The sequence below is a fragment of the Neoroseomonas soli genome (genome assembly GCF_018129065.1).
Taxonomy (GTDB): domain Bacteria; phylum Pseudomonadota; class Alphaproteobacteria; order Acetobacterales; family Acetobacteraceae; genus Neoroseomonas; species Neoroseomonas soli.
On the sequence record NZ_JAAEDM010000001.1, the window covers coordinates 95,218 to 112,654 of the forward strand.

Below are 17,437 nucleotides of genomic sequence, written 5' to 3' on the forward strand. Positions count from 1 at the left end.
GCGTTTCCCCGTTTACGGCACTTTGCGCCTTCGCCCTTGATGACGAGGCGACGCCGTCCCTCCTACCGAACGGACCGCACGGGACGCCAATCCATATCGGGTATCGCTCAATACCCATCCGGCGTGCAGGACCTGTCCGGCTATGCCCGGGGGCCGCCTCTGGGCCGCGCTACGGGCCCGCGACATTGCGGCGCTAGCGCCTTGGCTGGTTGAAGCAGGCGGGAGCCAGCTCGCGTCTTTCGGCAAGGGCATCAGCGCAGACCTGGCCGCCGCCAGGGCGGCGCCTAATCAGGCGTCCTCGAGTTGCCGCGACAGGATCGTCGCTTCGGAAGCGACCTCGGCGCCGATGACGCCGTGCCCGATACGACGCAGTTGCTCGCTCACGCCAAGCACGACCAGCCCGTGCGACATCCGGCCGCGCGGCATCACCGGAGCGGTGATGATGGTCACGCCGGCGATGTAGCGGCCCTCGTCCACCGCGTATCCCGCCAGCCGCGTCGCCTCGACGTCCGCGCGCCATTCCGCGGGCGTCGGCGGGTTATCCCATCGCACGGTACGGAAGCGCGTCTCGATCTCGCCCCAGGGATAGCCCCCGAAGGCTGCGATGCACCTGCCGCTGGCGCTCACCAGCGCAGGGTAGCGACTGCCGACATCGGCCTGGAGCCGCAAGGCTTGGCCGGGCCGCGAGATCGCGACGACGACGATGTGCTCGAGGCTCGCCACCTCGATGCCGATGGCGGTGACGCCGTGCCGGCCCGACAGCCTATCGAGGACCGGCTGGACGAGGTTGCTGAAGGGATCCCGCCGCAGCATGCCGCGCGCCAGGGCGACGATGCCGCTCGACAGCGCGTAGCGCTTCGTCTCCGGGTCGAAGGAGACGAGTTCCTCCGCCACCAACGCCCGCAGGATGTGCAGGCAGGTGCTCGGCACCAGTCGGAGCGATCGCGCGATCGCATGAACGCCGAGCGGCGCTTGGCTGCGGGAGAGGAGACGCAGGATCGCCGCTGCGCGCGCAACGGCGGGCACCTGCCGAATCACCGCCGCGCGTTCCGACGATGCGGAAGAAGGCTTCGACTCTGGATGACGCATGTTGTCCATATACAACACATGATCGTATTTGACAACACGAACTGATGCGCGAATAACTTCTGCCAGGCGGCGACAGCCCCCTGGGGACACGTCCGATGACACGGCTGACCGACAGCACCGACTACGCCTTCGCGCAGGCGAACTTCTCGCCCGAGCGGCTCTGGGAGTTCTTCGACGGGGATCGGGCGTCGCTGAACATTGCCCATGAATGCATCGACCGGCACGCGACCGACGACCGCAGGCTCGCGGTGCGCGTGGCGCATGCCGACGGCCGCGACGAAGCCATCACCTTCCGGGAGATCGCGGATTGGTCCTCCCGCTTCGCGCATTGGCTGGCGGCGCGCGGTGTCGCGCCGGGCGACCGCGTCGCGGTGATGCTCGACCCGTCCCTGCCGTTCTACGCGGCGATGTTCGGGGCCATGAAGGGCGGCGCGATCGCGGTCCCGCTCTTCACGCTGTTCGGGCCGGAAGGCGTGCGCCTGCGCGTCGCCGACTGCACGCCGCGCGTGCTGATCACGAGCGCGGAGAAGGCCGCCTCCGCCGCCGGCATTCCGGGCGTCGAGGTCGTCGTGGCGGATGCGTCCTGGCTCGAGGCTCTCTCGACCTTCCCGACGTCCTGGACGGTCGCGACGCGCGCCGACGACATGGCGCTATTCCAGTACACCTCGGGAACCACGCGCGAACTGCCCGCGGCGGTGAAGCACACCCACCGCGCGATCGTCGTCCTGATGCTGGCGGCTCTCTACGGCACCGGCATCCGTCCGGGCGACGAGTTCTTCTGCCCATCGTCGCCGGCCTGGGGGCATGGCCTCGCCCATGGCACGCTGGCGCCGCTCGCCCTCGGCGTGACCACCGGGACCTATGCCGGCAAGTTCGATCCGGTCCGGCTGATGCGGGCGATGCAGGATTTCGGCATCACGAACCTGTCTGCCGCGGCGACCCACTACCGGATGATGCGGACCAGCGGCCGCGCCTCCGACTTCCGCTTCGCCATCAGGAAGCTGTCCTACACGGGCGAGCCGATCGACGGCGAGACCCTGCGCTTCGTCGACGCGACCTTCGGCGTGCCCGCCTGCAGCATGTACGGCACCACCGAGGTCGGCGTCGTCCTGGTGAACTACCCGGGGGCGACCGACTTCCCGGTGAAGCCGGGCTCGCTCGGCAAGGCCGTGCCCGGCCTGCGGCTGGAGGTCCAGCGCGCCGACGGCACGCCCTGCGCCCCCGGCGAGACCGGGGAGATCAAGGTCTGGCGCCGCGGCGAATGGGTGCCGACCAAGGATCTCGGCCGCATCGACGAGGATGGCTACTTCTACCACGGGGGTCGGGCGGACGACGTCATCATCTCCGCCGGCTGGACCATGAGCGCGGTCGAGATCGAGGACGTGCTCCTCAAGCATCCCGACGTGCGCGAGGCCGCGGCGATCGGCGTGCCCGACCAAGTGCGTGGCCAAGTGGTGAAGGCCTTCATCGTCAGCGACCGCCCGGGCGACGAGGCCTTCACGCGCGAGCTGCAGGACTTCACCCGTGAACGGCTGAGCCAGCACGAATACCCCCGCCAGGTCGCCGTCGTCGCCGAGCTGCCGAAGACCCCCGCCGGAAAGATCAACCGCAAGGTGCTGCGCGACGCCGAGGCAGCGCGCGCGCCGGCTGCTGCCTAGACAATCAGGACCAGGAGAGGACACGCCATGCCCGACACCAACATGCCAGAGCCGTCCAACCGGCTCTTCCCGAAGATCACCGACCAGGCCCTGGACGACCTCCGTTCACGCATCGGCAAGCGCATCGAGAACACCATCGAGCCCTGGTGCCACGAGGCGACGCGCGACAACATCCGGCACTACGCGCATGGCATCGGTGACGACAACCCGCTGTGGTGCGACCCCGAATACGCGGAAAGGAGCATCCACGGCGGCGTCGTCGCGCTGCCGAGCTTCCTCTTCACCACCAGCCGCATCATCTCCGGCTATGTCGGCGGCCTCCCGGGCGTGCACGCCATGTGGTCGGGCGCAGACTGGCGCTGGCACCGCTGGGTGCGCCGCAACGAGCGGATCACGACCCAGGCCCATCTGGCGGAACTGGTCGAGCACGAGACCGCCTTCGCCGGCCGTGCGATCCGTCAGGTCTATCACGTCGATTTCTACGGCGAGAACGGCGACAAGGTCGCCGATGCGGAGAGCTGGTGCTTCCGCACCGACCGCGACGCGGCGCGCGAGACCGGCACCAAGTACAAGGACGTGAAGGCGAAGCCGCAGCGGCGCTACACCGACGAGGAACTCGCCAAGGTCTGGCGCCTCTATTCCGAAGAGCGTCCGCGCGGCGACACGCCCCGCTACTTCGAGGACGTGCAGGTCGGCGACACCCTGCCGACCATGCCGAAGGGCCCGATGACGGTCACCGGCTTCATCGCCTACGCGCAAGGCTGGGGCGGCCTCTACATCCGCGCCAACCGCCTGGCCTGGAAGCAGGTGCAGGCGCATCCGGGTCTCGGCATCCGCAACCGCTTCAACATCCCGGACTGCCCCGAGCGCGTGCACTGGGAACCGGAAATGGCGCTGATGGTGGGCGCGCCCGGTGCCTATGACTACGGCCCCGAGCGCTGCTCCTGGCTCACGCACCACATGACCGACTGGATGGGTGACCACGGCTTCCTTGTGCGCGCCACCAGCAAGCTGCGCCGCCACAATCCGGAGGGCGACCTGCTCTTCATCGACGGCAAGGTGACCGGCAAGCGCGTGGAGAACGGCCGCCACCTGATCGATATCGAGCAGGAGGCGCGCAACCAGGACGGCGAGCTTTCCGTGGTCGGGGAAGGCACCGTCGCGCTGCCATCGCGCGCCTAGCGGCAGCGGCCAGGGAGGATCCGGATCATGAAAAGACGAACGATCATGCTGGGCGCCGCCCCGGCGGTCCTGGCAGCGCGCTCGGCACGGGGGCAGGACGGCTTTCCGACCCGCACGGTCCGGATCCTCGTCCCGGTCGCGCCCGGCGGGATCACCGATGCGCTCGCGCGCCTCGTCGCGACGGGACTGCAACAGCGCCTCGGCCAGACCGTGGTGGTGGAGAACCGTCCCGGCGGCAACGGGATCGTCGCCTCCGAGGCCGTGGTGCGGTCCGAGCCCGACGGGCACACGATGGTGCTGGTGATCGCCGCCCACGCCATCAATCCGAGCCTGACGCCCAACCTGCCCATCCGGCCACTGGAGGACCTGGCGCCGGTCACGCAGGTGGCCGGCATTCCGCTCGTGCTCGTCACCTCCGCGGCGCTTCCGCCGCGGACCCTGGCGGAGTTCGTCGCCTATGCGCGGGCGGCGCCGGAGCCATTGCTCTACGCCTCCTCCGGCGCGGGTTCCGGCGCGCATATCGCGGGCGAGATGTTCGCCCGCGCCATCGGCGCACCGATGCAGAACGTCATCTACCGGGGTACGGCGCAGTCGCTTCCGGATCTCTTCAGCGGTCGCGTCGCGATGATCCTCGACACCGTGCAGACGATGCTGCCGCATATCCGCGAGGGCCGGTTGCGCGGCCTGGCCATCTGCGCCGACCAGCGCTGGCCCGCCGCCTCCGACATCCCCACCACCGACGAGGCCGGCCTGCCCGGATTTCGTGCCGGCTCCTGGGCCGGGCTTCTGGCCCCCACGCGCACGCCGCGCGTGGTGCTGGACCGCGTCCAGCGCGAGACCGCAGATGTGCTGCGCCAGCCAGAGACGCAGCAACGCTTCCTGGACTACGGCGTGGTGCCCGTCGGCAGCACGCCGCAGGCCTTTGATGCCTTCATCCGCACCGAGGCCGAACGCTATCGCCGGGTGATCCGCGAGGCGGGCATCCGCGCCGACTGACCACACCACGCACCGCGGTCAACGCGGGCGTGCAGAGAGGAGGAACCGCCCATGCGGCGAAGGACAGTGCTCGGATTGCCTGCGCTTCTTGCCTCGGCCATGCCCGCCGCGGCGCAGTCCTGGCCGGCACGTCCGGTCAGGATCGTCGTGCCCTACCCCGCGGGGCAGGGCACCGACATCTTCGGGCGGCGCTTCGCCGAATACTACCAGCGCCGCTTCGGCCAGCCCTTCGTGGTGGAGAACCGCGCGGGCGCGGGCGGCAACATCGGCTCGGCGGTCGTCGCGCGCGCCGAGCCGGACGGCTACACCCTGTTGTGGGGCACCAATGCGACGCATGCGGCGAACGAGTTCATGTTCGCTTCGCTCGGCTACGATCCCAGCGCGGACTTCGCTCCGATCGCGGCGATCCTCAGCCTGGGCATGCTGCTCTACACCGGGCAGGAATCCCCCATCCGCTCGCTCGCCGACCTCCTCGCGGCTGCGCGCGCGCGGCCTGGCCAGATCTCGATCGGCGTGCCGAGCACGACCTCCCGCGTCGCGGCCGAGATCCTCCGCCGCGCTGCCGGCGTCGCGATCCAGCAGGTTCCCTACAATGGCAGCGCCCAGGCCCTGACCGGCGCGCTGCGGGGTGACGTGCAGGCCGTGGTCGATACCATCGCGAGCTCGCTCGGCACCTTGCAGGGTGGGCGCATTCGGCCGCTCGGCGTCTCGCTTGGCCGGCGTTCGGGCTCGCTTCCCGACGTTCCGACCTTCCGCGAGCAGGGCGTCGATGCGGAGGTGACCGCCTGGAACGCCTTCTTCGCGCCGAAGGGCACGCCGGCCGGGATCGTCGGCGCGCTGAACGAGGCCTCCAACGCCGCGCTCACCGACCCCGCGCTGCGGGCGGGCGTGATCGCCGCAGGCGCCGAGCCGCTTGGCGGCACGCCCGAGGATCTCGTCACGCTGATGCGCGTCGATCGCGAGAAGTGGAAGCCGGTCATCGAGAGCCTCGGCCTGCGGGCCAGTTGAGGTGCATCGGTGAGCGAACCCGCCAAGCCCTGGGGCGGCCCGCTTGCCGGCCTGCGCGTCATCGACCTGACGCGCGTGCTGGCGGGGCCGCTCGCGGCGCAGTTCCTTGGCGACCTCGGCGCCGAGATCCTGAAGGTCGAGCCGCCCGGCAAGGGTGACGAGACCCGGGGCTTCGCGCCGTTCGTCGGCGGCGAGAGCCACTACTTCCTCGGCCTCAACCGCGGCAAGCGAAGCCTGGTGCTGGACCTGCGCAAGCCGGAGGGCGCCGACATCCTGCGCCGGCTCGTCGCCACGGCCGACGTGCTGGTCGAGAACTTCCGGCCCGGGGTGATGGAGCGCCTCGGCCTTGGCGCCGAGGCGCTGATGGCGCTGAACCCACGTCTGATCTACTGCGCCATCAGCGGCTTCGGCATGACCGGCCCGCTGCGCGACAAGCCGTCCTTCGACATCGTGACCCAGGCGCTGACGGGTGTCCTGAGCGTCAATGGAGAGCCCGGCCACCCGCCGGCCAAGCTCGGCCTGCCGATCGGCGACATGTCGGGCGGGATCTTCGGCGCGATCGCGATCCTGTCCGCCCTGCACGAACGCACGACGACGGGCCGCGGGCGGCTGATCGACGTCAGCCTTTACGACGGCACCATGTCGCTGCTGGGCTATCTCTCCCAGCTCGCCTTCCTGAGCGGGGAGGATCCGCGGCCGATGGGCTCCGCGCATCCGAGCGTCGTGCCCTATGACGGCTTTCCCGCACGCGACGGAACCATCATCATCGCCTGCCTCGCCGACGGCTTCTGGCCGAAGCTGTGCAACGCGCTGGGCTGTTCCGAGATGGGCGCCGACCCGCGCTACGCGACCATGGCGCTGCGCCGCGAGCACCGCGCCGAAATCGAACCGCGCATCGCCGCCATCACCGCGACGCGCACGGTCGCGGAATGGCGGCGCCTGCTCGAGCAGCACGACGTCCCGCACGCGCCGGTGCTCGGCGTGACTGCCGCGCTGTCCCATCCCCACGCCGCGGCCCGCGAGATGGTGGTGGAAGTGGAGCACCCGGCTGCGGGCCCGCTGCGCATGCTCGGCCGGCCGATCAAGTTCCCCGGCGAGCGGCAGGCGCCGCTCGAGCCGCCGCCCATGCTCGGGCAGCACACCGTGGAGGTGCTGCGGCGCGAGCTAGGCCTCACCGAGGAACAGGTGGAGAAGCTGCGGGGCCTCGGCGTCATCCACGGCCCCGCCGCCTGACAGGAATTCTTCGATGCCGATGATCGAATCCGCGGTGGACCTGCGGTCCGACGAGAGCCGCGCCAATGCCGATGCGATGAGCGCGCTGGTGCGCGACCTGCGCGCAACGGCGGAGCGGGTGCGCCTCGGTGGCGGGGAAGCGACGCGCGAGCGACACCTTTCGCGCGGCAAGCTGCTGCCGCGCGACCGCATCCGCGCGCTGATCGATCCCGTCTCGCCCTTCCTCGAGGTCGGGCAGCTCGCCGCGCACGGCATGCATGGGGGCGAGGTGCCTTCCGCCGGCATCATCACCGGCATCGGCCGCGTCTCGGGGCGCGAGTGCATGATCGTGGCGAACGATGCCACGGTGAAGGGCGGCACCTATTTCCCTCTCACGGTGCAGAAGCACCTGCGCGCGCAGGAGATCGCGCAGCAGAACCGGCTGCCCTGCATCTACCTGGTCGATTCCGGCGGTGCGAACCTGCCCAACCAGGACGAGGTATTCCCCGGCCGCGACCATTTCGGGCGGATCTTCTTCAACCAGGCAAACATGTCGGCGCAGGGCATCGCCCAGATCGCGGTGGTGATGGGATCCTGCACCGCCGGCGGAGCCTATGTGCCGGCCATGTCGGACGAGACCATCATCGTGCGCAACCAGGGCACGATCTTCCTCGCCGGGCCGCCGCTGGTGAAGGCCGCGACAGGAGAGATCGTCACCGCCGAGGAACTGGGCGGGGCCGACCTCCATAGCCGCACCTCCGGCGTGACCGACCACTACGCCGAGAACGATGTCCACGCTCTCGGCATCGCGCGGCAGGTGGTCGCGAGCCTGAACGAGGTGAAGCGCCCGGCCGTGGCGCTGCGGGAGCCGGTGCCACCACGCTACGATCCGCAGGATATCTATGCCGTCGTGCCCGCCGATCTCCGCACGCCCTACGACGTGCGGGAGGTCATCGCGCGCATCGTGGACGGCAGCGAATTCGATGAGTTCAAGCGCCTCTATGGCCCGACCCTGGTTTGCGGCTTCGCCCGCATCTGGGGCTACCCGGTCGGCATCCTCGCCAACAACGGCATCCTGTTCTCGGAGAGTGCGCAGAAGGGCGCGCACTTCATCGAACTCTGCGCGCAGCGCGGCATCCCGCTCGTGTTCCTGCAGAACATCACCGGCTTCATGGTGGGGAAGAAGTACGAGGCCGGCGGCATCGCCAAGGATGGCGCGAAGCTTGTCACGGCGGTGGCCACGGCGGCGGTGCCGAAATTCACCGTGATCATCGGCGGCAGCTTCGGCGCCGGCAACTACGGCATGTGCGGCCGGGCCTATTCCCCGCGCTTTCTCTGGATGTGGCCGAATGCCCGCATCGGCGTGATGGGGGGCGAGCAGGCCGCATCCGTGCTCGCGACCATCCGTCGCGACGCCACCGAGGCCCGTGGCGGTGCCTGGTCAGCCGAGGAGGAGGCCGCCTTCAAGGCGCCGATCCGCGAGCAGTATGAGGCCCAGGGTCATCCCTACTATTCCAGCGCCCGGCTGTGGGACGACGGGGTGATCGACCCGGCCGACACCAGGCGCGTGCTCGCACTCGGCCTGTCCGCGGCGCTCAACGCGCCCGTGCCCGAGACGCGCTTCGGCCTGTTCCGGATGTGAGGGGCGCCATGTTCCGCAAGATCCTGATCGCCAACCGCGGCGAGATCGCCTGTCGCGTCATCGCCACCGCGCGGCGTCTCGGCATCGCCACGGTCGCGGTGTATTCGGAGGCCGATGCCGGTGCGCGGCACACGCGCCTCGCCGACGAGGCCTGGCCCATCGGCCCCGCCCCGGCGCGCGAGAGCTACCTCTCCATCCCGAAGATCATCGACGTTGCGCGCCGTTCGGGCGCTGAGGCAATCCATCCCGGCTACGGCTTCCTGTCCGAGAACGCCACCTTCGCCGAGGCCTGCGCCGAGGCCGGCATCGTCTTCATCGGCCCGCCGCCCGCCGCGATCCGGGCCATGGGGTCGAAGGCGGAATCGAAGGCGCTGATGGAACGGTCCGGCGTCCCCCTGGTGCCGGGCTACCATGGCGAAGCGCAGGATCCCGCCCTGCTGGCGGATGCCGCGGCACGGATCGGCTTTCCCGTGCTGATCAAGGCGAGTGCGGGTGGCGGCGGCAAGGGCATGCGTGTCGTCGACACTCCGGATGACTTCGCTGCGGCGCTGGAAGGCGCGCGGCGGGAGGCCCTCGCCTCCTTCGGCGACGATCGCGTGCTGATCGAGAAGTATCTCACCCGGCCGCGCCACATCGAGATCCAGGTCTTCGCGGACGGCCACGGCAACACCGTCTCGCTGTTCGAGCGGGACTGCTCCATCCAACGCCGCCATCAGAAGGTGCTGGAGGAAGCGCCCGCGCCAGGCATGGATCCGGCGCGCCGGCAGGTGATGGGCGAGGCCGCCGTGGCGGCGGCACGCGCCGTCGGCTATGTCGGCGCCGGCACGGTCGAGTTCATCGCTGAAGGCGACGCCTTCTACTTCATGGAGATGAACACCCGCCTGCAGGTCGAGCATCCGGTCACCGAGATGGTCACGGGCCTCGACCTGGTGGAATGGCAGTTCCGCGTGGCGGCCGGCGAGCCCCTGCCGCTGCCACCGGAGCGCCTCGCGATCCGCGGCCATGCCATCGAGGCGCGCGTCTATGCCGAGGACCCGGGCCGCGACTTCCTCCCCTCCACCGGACGTCTCACGCATCTGCGCCAGCCGCGCGAGACGCCCGGCGAGGTGCGGGTCGACACCGGCGTGCGCCAGGGCGATGCGATCACGCCGCATTACGATCCGATGATCGCCAAGCTGATCGTCTGGGGCGCAGACCGTCCCGCCGCGCTGCGGCGCCTTGCGGCTGCGCTCGCGGAGTACGAGGTCGTCGGCGTGGAGACGAATCTCGGCCTGCTGCGCGCCATCGCCGCGCATCCTGCTTTCGGTGCCGCGGAACTCGACACGGGCTTCATCGCGCGCCATGGCGCGCAGCTTCTGCCGGACGCGCAACCCTCGTCGCCCGATGAATCGGTCGTGCTGTCTGCCGCTGCGCTGGCCGCCGTGCGCGAGCAGGACGCGGCGATCCAGGCCGCGGCACGCGCCAGCGGCGATCCCTGGTCGCCCTGGGCCGCCGTGGACGCCTGGCGCATGAACGGCGACGGCTACCAGGATCTCCATTTCCGTCGCGGCGACGGCACCACCGTCGCGCTACGAACGCATCCTCTGCCGGATGGCGGCTTCCGCGTGGACCTGCCGGCCGGTCCGGTCACCGCCAGACTGGACGACGATGCCGACGGCCTGCTGCTGACGATGGACGGCGTGTCGCGGCGGCTCAGCGTGACGCGCCGCGGCGACGCGATCGCCGTCATCATCGCCGGGCGCAACCACGCGCTGACGCAGGTGGATCCACTGGCGCCACCGCGCGTCGAGGCTGCCGGCGGCGACCGCGTCACGGCGCCGATCCCCGCGCGGGTGACGCGCATCCTCGTCGCTCCCGGCGACAGCGTTCCGAAGAACGCGCCGCTGCTGGTCATCGAGGCGATGAAGATGGAACTGACACTCCGCGCACCAATGGAGGGGACCATCGCGCGGGTACTCCATGCCGTCGGCGAGATGGTCGAGGAAGGGACCGAGCTGGTGACCTTCGCAGCGGCCGCTGACTGATTTCATCGAGGTCGGCTCGCCTGGACGCATCGCCCGCGATGGCGCCGCAGCGCTGAACTCGCCACGGATGGCTGCATGACGGCCGTCCGCCTCTTTGGCGAGGCCGACACCAGATGACATCGCCAACGGAGGCGACCAGCCGCGATGCCGGGGCGTCAGGCCGCCTCGACGGCCGGGCCCGTCGCCTTTCATCCCTCGACGGCGAGCCCGATGGCCAGGTGCGTCTTGCCGCGGCCGGGCCGACCGAGGACGTGGACGACCTCGTGGCGGTCGATGAAGTCGAACCCGGCAAGCGTCTTGATGTTCAGCAGTCGGCTCATCTTGAGGGCTGGCCGCCCCTGACCAACCAACACCTCCGCCTGCCGCAGCTTCGCGACGATCCCCTCCGGCATGTGCGTCTACCTCCGCGCCATCCTCAACCTCATCAAGCGATCTCCGGACCGGATCACCGGTGGACCGCTTCTACGGGGCCAGGACCAGCCCTGGTTGCCGTCGGGGTCGTCTCGCGACAGGGTGTGGCCAAGAGCCAATCGCCGGGGAGGACAAGAGTGACGGGGATCGGACGACGCGGGACGTTGAGCGTCATGCTTGCCATGCCTGCGATGCGCGCGGCGGCACAGCCTGCCTGGCCGGATCGACCCGTGCGGCTCATCGTGCCCTTCCCGCCGGGCGGTTCAAACGACATCGTCGCGAGGTTCCTTGCGGAAGCGCTGGGCAACCGCCTGGGCCAGCCCTTCCTCGTGGAGAACCGCGGCGGCGCGGGCGGCAACATCGGCGCCGACGCGGTCGCGAAGGCGGCGCCGGATGGCCATACGCTGCTCGTCAGCGCGCCACCCGCCCTTGTCATCAACGAGCACCTCTACCGCAGCATGCCCTTCAGTCCCGAGCGGGACCTGATGCCCGTCGCGCTCGTCGCCTCAGTGCCGATCGTGCTCATCGTGCCGGCCGACAGTCCTGCGCGCAGCCTGGGGGATCTCATCGCCATGGCGCGGCGCGAGCCGAGCCGGCTCTCCTTCGGCTCCTCGTCGATCGGCGGCACGAATCACCTCGCGGGCGAGTTGCTGAAGAGCATGGCCGGCATCGATATCGTGCATGTGCCCTACCGCGGGGCGGCGCCGGCCATGACGGACCTCATCGCGGGTCGCCTGCAGCTCTATTTCGACAACATGCCCGGCGTTCTGCCGCAGGTGCGTGACGGACGCGTGCGCGCGCTGGCGGTCGCAGGCTCGCAACGCGCTGCCGCGATGCCCGATCTGCCGACCATGGCCGAAGCGGGCCTGCCGGGCTTCGAGGCATCGTCCTGGTTCGGCATGGCCGCCCCGGCCGGCACCGCGCGGGCGCTGGTCGCCCGCATCAACGGCGCGGTGCTGGCCGCGTTGGCCGAACCCGCGTTGCGCGAGCGACTTGCCGGCGCGGGAGCCGAGCCCGGCACGCTCGACGCCGAGGGATTCGCGCGCTTCGTCGCCGCCGAACGCGATCGCTGGGGCCGTGTCGTGCGTGCCTCGGGCGCCCGCGCGGATTAGGCGGCGAACAGAAACTCCCGCACCAGCGCCGCCGTCTCGTCCGGGTCCGAGGCGGCGACGTGGTAGCTGTCATTCTCCAGCACCACGAGATCCGATTGCGGTATGCGCTCCTGCCAGGCGCGGACCGTCTCGACCGAGCCGAGGCCGCTGCCCGTCGTGGTGACGACGAGCGTCGGCGCGACGATGCGATCCACTTCCGCCGTCACGTCGACGCCCGGCACCATCTGCAGGAAGCCTTCCAGCGTCGAGGCCGCGGTGCGGCCCATCATCTGCGCCCACCATTCGAGCTGTGCGGGCGTCATGCGGCTGCCCATCCGGCCCGCATTGGTCGCGCGCACCCAGGCGAGCACGCCGTCCCGCGCGATCTGCTCCCGCCAGGACGGCGTCCGGCTGATCATGTCCCGCAGCGAGGCAGGCGCACCGAGCACGGCGAGCCGGTCCACCAGCGACGGATGCCGCGCCGCGACGGCGAGTGCGATGGTGCCGCCGATCTTGCCGCCCACGAGGTGGACCTTCGCCACGCCGAGCGCGGCGATAACCTTCACCACGTCCTCGATTAGCGTGTCGAAGCGCCAGGGGTGATCGGCGGGCAGGGCGGGGCTCGCGCCATAGCCCCTCAGGTCGAGACGCGCGACCCGCGCGTGGCGCGACAGCGCCGGGACGAAGGCGCGGAACGCCTCCCCGCACTCGGCAAGGCCATGGATCATGAGGACGGTTGGCGCCTGCACCCAGGGATCGGTGAAGTTGTCCAGGCTGACATGGACCTGGATCCCCGGTGCAGTCTCGATCATCGGCATGCAGCGTCGTCCTTCAGATGCAGCGCGTTCCGCCACCATCGATATCGATGTTCGTGCCGGTGATGAAGCCCGCCCGGTCGGAACACAGGAAGGCGACGAGCCCGGAGCATTCCTCGGGTGTGCCGAGCCGGCCGAGCGCCACGGTCGCGATCGCCGCCGCGTTCTCCTGCGCGGCGCTGCGGCCCATGTCCGCGGCTCCCTGTGCGACGACCGCATCCCAGCGCGGCGTCGCGATCGGGCCGGGATTGATGCCGGTGACGAGCACGTTGTCCGGCGCGCATTCGGCGGCCAGCGCCAGGGTGAAGGAAAGCAGCGAGGCATTGACGGCGCTGCCGGTGATGTAGTTCGGCCGCGGCTGGTGGCCGGATCGGCCGATGATGTTGATGACGCGCCCCCATTTCCGCTGCCGCATCGCCGGCGTCAGGATGCGTGCGCAGCGCATGTAGCCCATCAGCTTCAGATTGATGGACTTCATCCAGGTCTCGTCCGGCGTGTCGCCGATACGCCCCATCGGCGTTGCGCCGGCATTGTTCACCAGGATGTCCACGTGCCCGAGCACCGCCTGGGCCCTGGTCATCGCGGCGTCGAGCTGCGCGGCATCGGTCAGGTCGGCCGGTACGGGGACACAGCGGGCATTGGTCTCGCGCGCGATCTCCGCCGCCGCCACCTCCAGCCTTGCGGCGTCGCGCCCGACGATCGCGACCGAGACGCCTTCCTGTGCCAGTTCCCGCGCGATCGCGCGCCCGATGCCGAGCGAGCCGCCGGTGACGATCGCGGTCTTTCCCCTGAGGCCGAGTTCCATGCGCGTTTCCCCCGTCTTGTTCCCGCGCCACTCCCGCGCGTCAGGACAGCGCTGTCAATCGGCTGCATTGCCGCGGCGACCCTCATGGACCTACCGTGGCGCTTGAAGACCGGGCCCATCCGAGGCGCCGGCGCGAGGGAGTTGGAGACGCCATGACCCGCAAGTCCGTCGGCGTTCGCGTTGGCCGCCGCACCGCCCTCGGCCTCACGGCCGTACTCGTTTCCGCACCCGTGCGCGCGCAGGCTTGGCCGATGCGGCCCGTGCGCCTGGTGGTACCCTTCCCGCCGGGCGGGCCGGCGGACGCGATCGGGCGCATCCTGGGCGAAAGGCTCGCGGAGATCTGGGGCCAGCCGGTCATCATCGACAATCGCGGCGGCGCCGGCGGCAACATAGGCGCGGATGTCGTCGCGAAATCCGCGCCCGACGGGCACACGCTGCTGCTCGCCGCATCGTCGCATGTGCAGGGCGCGGCACTCTACCGCCGCCTCGCCTTCGACCCGATCCAGGATTTCGCGCCGATCACGCAGGTGGCCTACTACAGCCTGGTCGTCGTCGTTCATCCCTCGGTCCCTGCGAACAACCTGCAGGAATTCGAGGCGCTGCTTCGCGCCAATCCCGGCCAGGTGACCATGACCTCGGCCGGCGTCGGCACGCCCACGCACCTGACGGCGGAACTCTTTCGCCTCCGGGCCGGGGTGCAGTTCACCCACGTTCCCTTCCAGGGCGCGGCGCCGGCGCATACGGCGCTGCTCGCCGGCCAGGTGCAGGCGATGTTCCACAACCCGGTTCTTGCCGTCCCTGCGGTGCAGGCGGGGCGGCTGCGTGCTATCGCCACCACGGGGGCCAGGCGTGCCGCGGCGCTGCCGGACACGCCGACGCTGGCCGAATCGGGCTATCCAGGCTTCGACGCCGGCACCTGGTATGCGGTGCTCGGGCCTGCCGGCGTGCCAGCGCCGGTGGTGGCGAAGATCGACGCCGACATGCGCCGCGTCGTGGCGCTCCCCGCGGTGCGCGAGCGCTTTTCCACCCAGTCGCTCGAGACGCGCGACCTCGGGCCTGAGCCGCTGGCCGCCCTCATGCGGGCCGAACTGACGAGTTGGGGCGCGCTGATCCAGCGCCTTGGCATCCGCCAGGACTGACCGTGCGCGTCACTCCCGGTTGGCAACGCCGTCCACCTCGCCGCAGAAATGCAGCAGGGACGTCGCGCAGGCGGCCGGCATCAGCACCTGGATCGCGTGGAAGCGCGTGGGCAGGTTGATCACGCGGATGCCCGGGATGCCGGCGCGGATCTGCGCTTCCTCGTGTCCGGTCACCACACCCGCGGTGGGATAGAGCCCGAGGGTCGGCACCTTCACCCCCGGCAGGTAGGTCGACACGTCCACCGTCGCCGCGACGCGCGAGAGCGCGACCAGCACCTCGACCTCCGACTTGCCCATCTCCTCCGCGTACCAGCGCACCAGGGCAGGGTCGGCCTCGGGCGGGAAGCGCGTCGCGACGTTCACTGCCTCCGACCATCCCTTGCTGCCCATGATGCGCAAGGCGTCCTGCCAGGAGGCGTGCCCGCAGGCAAAGGCCTGCTGCGTCGCCTTGGGGATCGTCACCGGCGCGGCGAGCAGCGTCAGGCTGCGCAGCCGCTCGGGAATCGTGGCGCCCATCACGATGCCGAGGATGCCACCCAGGGACTCGCCGCAGTAATGCACCGGCGCGCCGCCGCCGACATGGTCCATGACCGCGACCAGGTCCTCGAGGAAGCCCTCGACGTGGATGCCCTGGTGCGGGTCGAAGTCGAGCGGCGATTGCCCGAGCCCGCGGAGGTCCGGGCAGGCGATACGATAAAAGCGCGACAGGTAGGGGATCCACGACCGCCAGAAGACCCCCGACCGCCCATAGCCGTGCTGGAGCACAAGCCAGGGCGCGTCCCGCCACGGGTCGGTGTGGTCGTGGACGGCGACGTGCAGCGTCGGCCGGCCGGGGCGGGTGATCACTGGCATGGCGCCTTCCTCCATTTGCTTGCCGCGACGCTATCGCGCCTTCGCTGACCGCGTGAGTCCCCCCCGAATAGGCGCGTTGGTCGTGTCCCCGGTAGTGGTTGTCAGCCGTCGGTTTGGGTTGTCGCGGAAGGTGGTGCGGAAGGTCCTGCGCTCGGGGGCGACGGAGTTCCGCTATGAACGCGGCGAGCAGCCGGGGCCCAAGCTTGGTGCGTAGCACGGCGAGTTGGATCGCCTGCTCACGGAGGATGCCGGTCGGGCGAGCCGTGAACGGCTGACGCTGGTGCGCGTGTTCGAGGCGCTGCGCGTGGCGGCCGTCGAAGCCCATGCCGCGCAGGCCGAGCCATTCCCCTTCATCGCCGACGACCTGCTGGTCCAATTCGATGATCGTCGTACCGATGCGGCGCTGGCTCTGCTGGGTCGATCAGGCCGAACCACTCAGGTCATCCTGTTCACGCACCATGCCCACGTCGTCGACATGGCCCGGCGGCAGGCTACAGCTGCCATTCTCACCATGCCCGGCCACATCAGCCGGTGCGAATGTGCGTAGACGCGCGAGGAGTTGAGCCGCCGCGCTCAGTAGCCGGAACGGCGGTCCACGAGTCCGACCAGCGGTTCCCCGCGCCGGTGCCGCTGCAGATTGGCGATCACCGCCTCCACCGCCGTCTCCGGTTGCGTCATGCTGGCGACGTGCGGCGTCAGCCAGATGCGCGGATGGCTCCAGAAGGGGTGGTCCGGCGGCAGCGGCTCGGGATCGGTGACGTCCAGCATCGCCGCGGACAGCTGCCCGGACTCCAATGCCGCGAGCAGATCCTTCGCGACCAGGTGAGGCCCCCGCGCGACATTGACGATGCCCGCACCGCGCGGCAAGGCGGCGAACAACTGCTGGTCGAGGATGCCGCGCGTTTCCGGCGTCAGCGGCAGCAGGCAGACCAGGATGTCGCAGCCAGCGAGGAAACCCGGCAACGCATCCTGGCCCGCGTGACAGTCCACGCCCTCGATCCGGTGTGGGGAGCGACTCCATCCGGACAACGCGAAGCCGAAGCGAGCGAGTTGCGCGAGCACCGCCTGCCCGAGCACGCCGAGCCCCATCACCCCGACGCGCCGCGCCGCGGCCGGGTGGACGCGGATCGCTTCCCAGCGCTGCGCGCGCTGCTGTTCGCGGTAGCGCGGGAAGTCACGGTGCAGCGCCAGCACCGAGGCCGTGACGTATTCGACCATCCCGCCGGTGATGCCGTCCTCGATCATCCGCACCACCGGCAGCCCGGGCGGAAGGCTGCCGAAGTCGAACTGATCCACCCCGGCGCCGACGGAGAAGAGGATCTCGAGGTTGGGGAAGGTCTCCATCACGTTCGGCGGCGGCTGCCAGGCCGCGAGGTAGCGCACGGTGGCCGGATCGCCGGTCTCCGGCCAGACGTGGAAACCCACCTCCGGCATGCGTTCGGCGAACAGGCGCGCCCAGACTGCGCCGCGCACGGGGTCGGCCTTGTAGACGAAGCCCACCATGATCGCCCCG

Annotated in this window: 15 protein-coding genes and 1 pseudogene; 10 read left to right on the top strand and 6 right to left on the bottom strand. The window is 70.3% G+C overall.

The genetic code is table 11. From position 1 onward, the window contains the following. Window positions 1–288: 288 nt before the first annotated feature. Complete coding sequence (locus tag GXW76_RS00440) at window positions 289–1,098, bottom strand: IclR family transcriptional regulator (protein WP_338150858.1); 810 nt, start codon at window positions 1,096–1,098, stop codon at window positions 289–291. Window positions 1,099–1,184: 86 nt separating this feature from the next. Here GXW76_RS00440 and GXW76_RS00445 point away from each other — a divergent pair, with 86 nt between their 5' ends. From GXW76_RS00445 to GXW76_RS00475, 7 genes are read left to right on the top strand one after another with little or no spacing between them, the layout of a single operon-like run. Beyond that, complete coding sequence (locus GXW76_RS00445; RefSeq protein ID WP_211859949.1) at window positions 1,185–2,747, top strand: acyl-CoA synthetase; 1,563 nt, start codon at window positions 1,185–1,187, stop codon at window positions 2,745–2,747. A gap of 27 nt (window positions 2,748–2,774) precedes the next feature. Continuing rightward, on the top strand, window positions 2,775–3,929 hold the full coding sequence (locus tag GXW76_RS00450; RefSeq protein WP_211859950.1) for an FAS1-like dehydratase domain-containing protein: 1,155 nt from the start codon (window positions 2,775–2,777) through the stop codon (window positions 3,927–3,929). A gap of 27 nt (window positions 3,930–3,956) precedes the next feature. Beyond that, window positions 3,957–4,925, top strand: a complete 969-nt coding sequence (locus GXW76_RS00455) for a Bug family tripartite tricarboxylate transporter substrate binding protein (protein ID WP_211859951.1) — start codon at window positions 3,957–3,959, stop codon at window positions 4,923–4,925. Between the two features lie 51 nt (window positions 4,926–4,976). Next, window positions 4,977–5,933: a Bug family tripartite tricarboxylate transporter substrate binding protein gene (locus tag GXW76_RS00460; protein ID WP_211859952.1), complete on the top strand. Its 957-nt coding sequence runs from the start codon at window positions 4,977–4,979 to the stop codon at window positions 5,931–5,933. Between the two features lie 9 nt (window positions 5,934–5,942). Next, the gene (locus GXW76_RS00465) at window positions 5,943–7,166 is read left to right on the top strand and encodes a CaiB/BaiF CoA transferase family protein (protein ID WP_211859953.1); all 1,224 of its coding nucleotides are present in this window, start codon (window positions 5,943–5,945) and stop codon (window positions 7,164–7,166) included. 13 nt (window positions 7,167–7,179) lie between these two features. Continuing rightward, window positions 7,180–8,787 (top strand): carboxyl transferase domain-containing protein, encoded by a 1,608-nt coding sequence (locus tag GXW76_RS00470; protein WP_211859954.1) that lies wholly within the window; start codon window positions 7,180–7,182, stop codon window positions 8,785–8,787. An 8-nt stretch (window positions 8,788–8,795) separates the two neighbouring features. Beyond that, the gene (locus GXW76_RS00475; protein ID WP_211859955.1) at window positions 8,796–10,811 is read left to right on the top strand and encodes an acetyl/propionyl/methylcrotonyl-CoA carboxylase subunit alpha; all 2,016 of its coding nucleotides are present in this window, start codon (window positions 8,796–8,798) and stop codon (window positions 10,809–10,811) included. 188 nt (window positions 10,812–10,999) lie between these two features. On the opposite strand, the gene GXW76_RS00480 is transcribed toward GXW76_RS00475, so the two are convergent. Further along, window positions 11,000–11,203, bottom strand: a complete 204-nt coding sequence (locus tag GXW76_RS00480) for an ATP-binding protein (protein ID WP_211859956.1) — start codon at window positions 11,201–11,203, stop codon at window positions 11,000–11,002. Window positions 11,204–11,395: 192 nt separating this feature from the next. On the opposite strand from GXW76_RS00480, the gene GXW76_RS00485 reads away from it, so the two are divergent. Then, entirely contained in the window at window positions 11,396–12,334 is a 939-nt protein-coding gene (locus tag GXW76_RS00485; RefSeq protein WP_246513797.1) for a Bug family tripartite tricarboxylate transporter substrate binding protein, read from the top strand. On the opposite strand, the gene GXW76_RS00490 is transcribed toward GXW76_RS00485, so the two are convergent. Continuing rightward, window positions 12,331–13,131, bottom strand: coding sequence for an alpha/beta fold hydrolase (locus GXW76_RS00490; RefSeq protein WP_211859958.1), 801 nt, complete (start codon window positions 13,129–13,131; stop codon window positions 12,331–12,333). The genes GXW76_RS00485 and GXW76_RS00490 overlap by 4 nt on opposite strands. Window positions 13,132–13,144: 13 nt before the next feature. Then, on the bottom strand, window positions 13,145–13,933 hold the full coding sequence (locus GXW76_RS00495) for an SDR family oxidoreductase (protein WP_211859959.1): 789 nt from the start codon (window positions 13,931–13,933) through the stop codon (window positions 13,145–13,147). A gap of 152 nt (window positions 13,934–14,085) precedes the next feature. Between GXW76_RS00495 and GXW76_RS00500 the strand changes: the two genes are divergently transcribed. Continuing rightward, window positions 14,086–15,072, top strand: coding sequence for a Bug family tripartite tricarboxylate transporter substrate binding protein (locus GXW76_RS00500; protein WP_211859962.1), 987 nt, complete (start codon window positions 14,086–14,088; stop codon window positions 15,070–15,072). Between the two features lie 9 nt (window positions 15,073–15,081). On the opposite strand, the gene GXW76_RS00505 is transcribed toward GXW76_RS00500, so the two are convergent. Next, entirely contained in the window at window positions 15,082–15,924 is an 843-nt protein-coding gene (locus GXW76_RS00505) for an alpha/beta fold hydrolase (protein ID WP_211859964.1), read from the bottom strand. 100 nt (window positions 15,925–16,024) lie between these two features. Here GXW76_RS00505 and GXW76_RS25555 point away from each other — a divergent pair. Continuing rightward, window positions 16,025–16,228: pseudogene (locus tag GXW76_RS25555) on the top strand (IS21 family transposase); the annotation flags it as partial. Window positions 16,229–16,497: 269 nt separating this feature from the next. On the opposite strand, the gene GXW76_RS00515 reads toward GXW76_RS25555, so the two are convergent. Beyond that, window positions 16,498–17,427, bottom strand: a complete 930-nt coding sequence (locus tag GXW76_RS00515) for a 2-hydroxyacid dehydrogenase (protein WP_211859968.1) — start codon at window positions 17,425–17,427, stop codon at window positions 16,498–16,500. Between the last annotated feature and the right edge of the window lie 10 nt (window positions 17,428–17,437).

Coding starts and splice junctions, on each gene's coding strand:
- GXW76_RS00460 (WP_211859952.1), top strand. CDS start 4,977: ATGCGGCGAAGGACAGTGCTCGGATTGCCTGCGCTTCTTGCCTCGGCC.
- GXW76_RS00500 (WP_211859962.1), top strand. CDS start 14,086: ATGACCCGCAAGTCCGTCGGCGTTCGCGTTGGCCGCCGCACCGCCCTC.
- GXW76_RS00495 (WP_211859959.1), bottom strand. CDS start 13,933: ATGGAACTCGGCCTCAGGGGAAAGACCGCGATCGTCACCGGCGGCTCG.
- GXW76_RS00470 (WP_211859954.1), top strand. CDS start 7,180: ATGCCGATGATCGAATCCGCGGTGGACCTGCGGTCCGACGAGAGCCGC.
- GXW76_RS00455 (WP_211859951.1), top strand. CDS start 3,957: ATGAAAAGACGAACGATCATGCTGGGCGCCGCCCCGGCGGTCCTGGCA.
- GXW76_RS00490 (WP_211859958.1), bottom strand. CDS start 13,131: ATGCCGATGATCGAGACTGCACCGGGGATCCAGGTCCATGTCAGCCTG.
- GXW76_RS00480 (WP_211859956.1), bottom strand. CDS start 11,203: ATGCCGGAGGGGATCGTCGCGAAGCTGCGGCAGGCGGAGGTGTTGGTT.
- GXW76_RS00445 (WP_211859949.1), top strand. CDS start 1,185: ATGACACGGCTGACCGACAGCACCGACTACGCCTTCGCGCAGGCGAAC.
- GXW76_RS00485 (WP_246513797.1), top strand. CDS start 11,396: ATGCTTGCCATGCCTGCGATGCGCGCGGCGGCACAGCCTGCCTGGCCG.
- GXW76_RS00440 (WP_338150858.1), bottom strand. CDS start 1,098: ATGGACAACATGCGTCATCCAGAGTCGAAGCCTTCTTCCGCATCGTCG.
- GXW76_RS00450 (WP_211859950.1), top strand. CDS start 2,775: ATGCCCGACACCAACATGCCAGAGCCGTCCAACCGGCTCTTCCCGAAG.
- GXW76_RS00515 (WP_211859968.1), bottom strand. CDS start 17,427: ATGGTGGGCTTCGTCTACAAGGCCGACCCCGTGCGCGGCGCAGTCTGG.
- GXW76_RS00505 (WP_211859964.1), bottom strand. CDS start 15,924: ATGCCAGTGATCACCCGCCCCGGCCGGCCGACGCTGCACGTCGCCGTC.
- GXW76_RS00475 (WP_211859955.1), top strand. CDS start 8,796: ATGTTCCGCAAGATCCTGATCGCCAACCGCGGCGAGATCGCCTGTCGC.